This is a genomic window from Nonomuraea sp. NPDC005692 (genome assembly GCF_040631115.1).
In the GTDB taxonomy this organism is placed as follows: domain Bacteria; phylum Actinomycetota; class Actinomycetes; order Streptosporangiales; family Streptosporangiaceae; genus Nonomuraea.
On sequence record NZ_JBEXYU010000076.1, the window covers coordinates 1 to 4,589 of the forward strand.

Genomic DNA, 4,589 nt, shown 5'->3' on the forward strand with positions numbered 1-4,589 from the left:
GGCCCAGAACCCACTCCCGCAGACACTTACCGCTTAACCTGCAGAAATAGGATCACGCGAAGATCGACTCATACACCACGTCCGTGGACGTGACCAGCCAAGCTCAGTCTCGTCCGCAGGACCACACACAGCCCTCGTGATCACTGTCTTGTACCCGGGGTCACCAGCACGCCACGAGACCTCCCGCCCCCTCGTCTAGCTCGGCCACACCATGCTGCTCGGCACCCAAAGTCCCCACTGGGGCGTGCAGGCCGGTACTGCACTCGCCACGCCTCTGGTCCGCATTGGCGTGACCTGTCAGCAGCGGACCAAGTTCGCTCGCCCACGACAGTGCCCCTCCGAGCGGAGTCGCCCGCGACCGCGCGGGTCGATACCCCTCAGAGGCAGCGCTCACGATGCTGACTGCCGGGAGGCCCAGGCTCTGTCTGACATGCGAACCTACGCCGCCCATCCCGGCTACATCGCGACAAACTCAACGGCAACAGCTGCCCATCCCAACGGCAACAGCAGCCTGACAGCCGTTCCCAAGGGCGCCGACGCGGTCATCACCCTGGCAACATCGGCGCCCGCTACGGCCGATTCGTCGACTGCACAAGCGCGACCCCGCGGCCTTAACCCCGTCATTGGCCGCAGAGCGATCTGCAACGGACAACACCAGGATGGCCCACCTGTCGTCCGGCAGCGTGGCGAGTTGGCGATGATCGGCCTGACGCTTGATGTTGGCCGACGGACTCGATTGCTCCCATATGACGCGCCACGCCGCGTCTCCTGCCGACCCTCGATCACAAACAAGCCGATCAAGTCGGGACGGCAGGCACCCTACCCACACAACCAACAGGGGCCAGCGAGCACCAGCCCCCTCATTTCAACCCTTACGTTTCCCCATCCTGATCACCTCGGTCAGGCGGAGTTCCAGGCTCGCCAGCACCGGATCTCTCTGCTGTACCGATCCGGACCCCGCCTCGCGCGCAGCCCCAGCCGACGAGCCGACGTCGTAAGTCATGACAGCACCAGGATGCACCACAACATCCCTGTTCATGTGGCTGCCGATGCCTTGCGCGGCCTGCACATCCCTGAGCAGCCGCCCCCAGGTCCCGTCCGCCGCCCAGCGGCGCTGCCGTTTGTAGACGGTGATCCAACATCCGAACCGATCCGGGAGGCTGCGCCAAGGCGACCCGGTTCGCGCCTGGTACAGCACCCCGTTGATCAGCATGCGCTGGTCTCCGTGCCGCCGGCGTCCAACGTCGCCATCAGGCAGCAACGGCACCAGCCGTTCCCACTCCGCATTCGTCAGGTCCGTATGGCGCATTTATCCCTATCCTCGACTGCTTTCTGCTCTCAGCCTCGTCACCAGGACAATAAGGACGGCCATCGCAAGTCTCCTTCGAATAGCAACGATTCAAGGGGTGAAGGAGTCTTGCAATGGCCGCAGGAACCAGTGTGCCTTCTCCGTCATAGCCTGCGCAGCAGTTCGGCAAGGATTAGTCAAAATTTTCGAGCAACCGTGACAGGGACGTAGACCATCCACGACTATTGCTCATGACTACCGTCTTGCGCTCAACAGTCGCCTGTCATACGAACAGCCACCATGCTAGAGACAATGGACAATTGGGCTCATAGCCTCTCGAGCGGCCAAGCTTGAGCCTTGAACATGGGCGGTATGTCTCGGCGCCACCGCGCTAGGCTTCCTCGGCAGGCGAGTGCAGATGCGGGCTTCCGCGTGCTGCCAGCCATCGAGAAGATCCAGAGGCCGCGGTCCGTGCCTAACTGTCGGCCCCTCGCCACACGAAATCTGTTCGCAACAAAGAAGAGCGTGGTCCCGTGCTTTCCCGGATGCGCGGGACCACGCTTGGGCGAGTCTGTTGGCCGGCCGACGTCCGTTGCGGCCTCAACTCGTGCCATTAGGCTCTCATGGCCGCCTCATACGTTTCTCCTGTTCGACGCTTTAAGAGCAAGGTTCCTTTTGGGCCCCCGCGTGCGAACTTCCGTCGAGGTCCTGGATGAAGGTGATTCACAGGGAGATTCGCCTCCAAGCCGCATCCGTGATGATCAGATGGTCGAGGAGACGCAGCCCGACCGTTCGGGCGGCCTCGGCGAGGCGGGCCGTGACTTCCAGATCGGCCTCGCTGGGATCGAGAGAGCCTCCAGGGTGATTGTGGGCAACGCCGAACATGGCGCCACCGGTGGTGAGCACAAGGGAGATCGTCTCCCGCACGGGCACCGTCGTGTGATCGGCGCCGCCCTCTGTCAACACCGAACGTTTCAGCACGCCACCCCGCGTATCGCACACCACCACGACGAAGCGTTCATGCCCGAGGCCACGCAGTAGGGGCGCGCAGACCTCTGCCAGGTCGGATGTGCTGGCGATGCGCATCCGCGCAGGTTCCGACGCTGCACGCCGTACGAGATGAAAGGCAGCCGCCACCCGCGCGGCCTTGGCCGGCCCTATGCCTCGCAGTCTGAGCAGCCGATGCGGATCGGCGCGCCCGAGTGCGTCGAGGTCGCCGCAGTGTTCGATGACTTGACTGGCCAGTTCCAGCGCGCTCGCCCCGCGGAAGCCGGAGCCGAGCAGAACGGCCAGCAGCTCTCGGTCGGCAAGCACCGCCGCGCCGCTCGACATGAGCCTTTCTCGCGGCCGATCGCGCTCGTACAGATCTTTGACTCGCATTCGCAACCTCCGCACCCGTTCTATCAACGAGGACCGACAATTTCAGGCTCCGAATTCCAGTCCGATAAAGGATGCAGTGGGCGGATATATCGCGCTTGAGCTACGTCGATGGCGGCCGTAGGTCGCGATTGAGAGGAATGGCCGCCTTCGCAATGCCGTGACGCGAACCGAACCAGCGGACGAGTGACCTTGCGTGGCGTAATGCGCAGGATGTTCTCCGAGTGCCTTATGGTTGCCTGCCGGAACGCGTGATTTGCCGGCGTCGATGTTGACCCTGTTGACGGTGGCGGGCGCTCAAGGTGCTTGCCCGGGGCGCCTGACAGCGCCCCTTACGATCCCGCCGCAAGCTCTCTACCGCCCTTGTTCGCTGTCGAAAGAGCAACAGAATGCTCGGGTATTCGATGTCAGCCTAGAAAAGGCAGGTCGGAACCTGGGTGGCCATTGTTCGTCATCCAAGCCCATGATGTCGAAGGGGGCGTTAATGGTTTCGCTGAGGACTCGCCCGCCGAAGCGACGATTATCGAGCTAATTCCGATATGGGCAGCGCGACTCACTGACGTCGGTTCGGAGATCTCACCGAGCGCGAGCCATACGAACCGCCCGAGGCTTCATCCTGGGCATGTGTGCGACACCCGCTGCCGGCAGCTGGGGCGTCTCGTCGGCTCAAATCGTGCTTCGGCGGTCCGACGTCGTCGCCCGGCTGCTCGCGGCCTCGAGGCCATCACATCGTCGGTCAGGAAGACCACGCATTCGCGGATATGCCTCGCCCGATGCGACGGAACGGCGCTCGTGGCCGTCAGCTCAGCCGGCTCACATCCGGGATTTCAGCACGTCGACCTCGCAGCCTGGCGAGAACGGGTCGAAGCCGTGCTCGATCAGCCATCTGATCGCCAGCAGGCTTCGCGAGGACCACCATCCGCGGATCACGTCGAGGTCGACGTCGGCACCGTAGCCGGCGATGACGTCGCCCAGGCGTTCCTCATGTCCGAGCGTCAAGATGGCGAGGTCGAACATGGCGTCGCCCTGGCCCGCCTCGGACCAGTCGATCACGCCGGTGACCTCGTCACCGTCGACGAACACGTGCGTGATCTGCAAATCGCCGTGCGCGAACACCGGCTTCCATGGCCGGAGCGCAGCCTCGGCAACCTCGCGATTGCGCGTGACCAGGTCGGTGGGAAGGACGCCGTTCGTGACGAGCCACTCGCATTCGGCGTCGAGACGCGATGTGACCTCGTCCAGGCTCTGACCGGGCCATGGCGGCAGGGGCGCGTCGTGCAGCATCCGTACGGCGACACCCACCGCAGCCCATGCCGCCGGCGACGCGACAGACGGCTCGCCCAGACGGCCGAGTGCCGTCCCTGGAACAGTGGCGAGCGCGAGCACGGGCGGTTTGCGCCACAAGACCTCCGGCGTCGGGATCGGCGCCATGGCCATCGCTTCGACCTCGACGTCGGTGCGTGTCTGATCGGCGTCGATCTTCAGGAACACGTCGCCGGCACGCAGGGTCGCGCGCTCGTTATGCGCGACGACGACCTCGATCTCCTCCACGTCGGCCATTATCGCGAGGATGACCATCGACGTCGCCAGGTTTTCGCGTGCGACTGCACGGCTGATCGCGTCCCACTGCCCGGAGGCCTGTGCAGGACACTGACCACTGAGGGATCAAGCAAGTGAGGCGTTCCTCGCCTGGAGGCGCAAGTCGCGATCAACAGCGAATCGCCCGGCTTGATCTACGAACAGTGAAGCCTGTGCAGTGGCGTGGACGCCCGTCGCCAAGGCTGATCGGAAGCCGGCGAGAATCCTGGTCCGCAGCTCAAGCTTCCAACTGAACCGCGCCGGGTTTGTTGGAGACCGGGTTACGTGGCTGGGGCGAGAGTAGCTGACTTGATTTCTGCGCGGTAGAGGGTTTCGTATTCGGCGG

At 64.0% G+C, this 4,589-nt stretch carries 3 protein-coding genes; all 3 read right to left on the reverse strand.

Annotated elements, in window-relative coordinates:
• Positions 1-865: 865 nt before the first annotated feature.
• A complete protein-coding gene (locus ABZ459_RS52635; protein ID WP_357989073.1) occupies positions 866-1,309 on the reverse strand; it encodes a transposase in 444 nt (147 codons plus the stop codon).
• Positions 1,310-2,011: 702 nt separating this feature from the next.
• The gene (gene radC, locus ABZ459_RS52640) at positions 2,012-2,668 is read right to left on the reverse strand and encodes a DNA repair protein RadC (RefSeq protein ID WP_357989075.1); all 657 of its coding nucleotides are present in this window, start codon (positions 2,666-2,668) and stop codon (positions 2,012-2,014) included.
• An 810-nt stretch (positions 2,669-3,478) separates the two neighbouring features.
• Positions 3,479-4,225 (reverse strand): phosphotransferase, encoded by a 747-nt coding sequence (locus ABZ459_RS52645; RefSeq protein ID WP_357989077.1) that lies wholly within the window; start codon positions 4,223-4,225, stop codon positions 3,479-3,481.
• Between the last annotated feature and the right edge of the window lie 364 nt (positions 4,226-4,589).

Bases quoted from the DNA above. Each gene is read 5' to 3' on its own strand.
- radC (WP_357989075.1), bottom strand. From the start codon at position 2,668: ATGCGAGTCAAAGATCTGTACGAGCGCGATCGGCCGCGAGAAAGGCTC.
- ABZ459_RS52635 (WP_357989073.1), bottom strand. From the start codon at position 1,309: ATGCGCCATACGGACCTGACGAATGCGGAGTGGGAACGGCTGGTGCCG.
- ABZ459_RS52645 (WP_357989077.1), bottom strand. From the start codon at position 4,225: ATGGCCGACGTGGAGGAGATCGAGGTCGTCGTCGCGCATAACGAGCGC.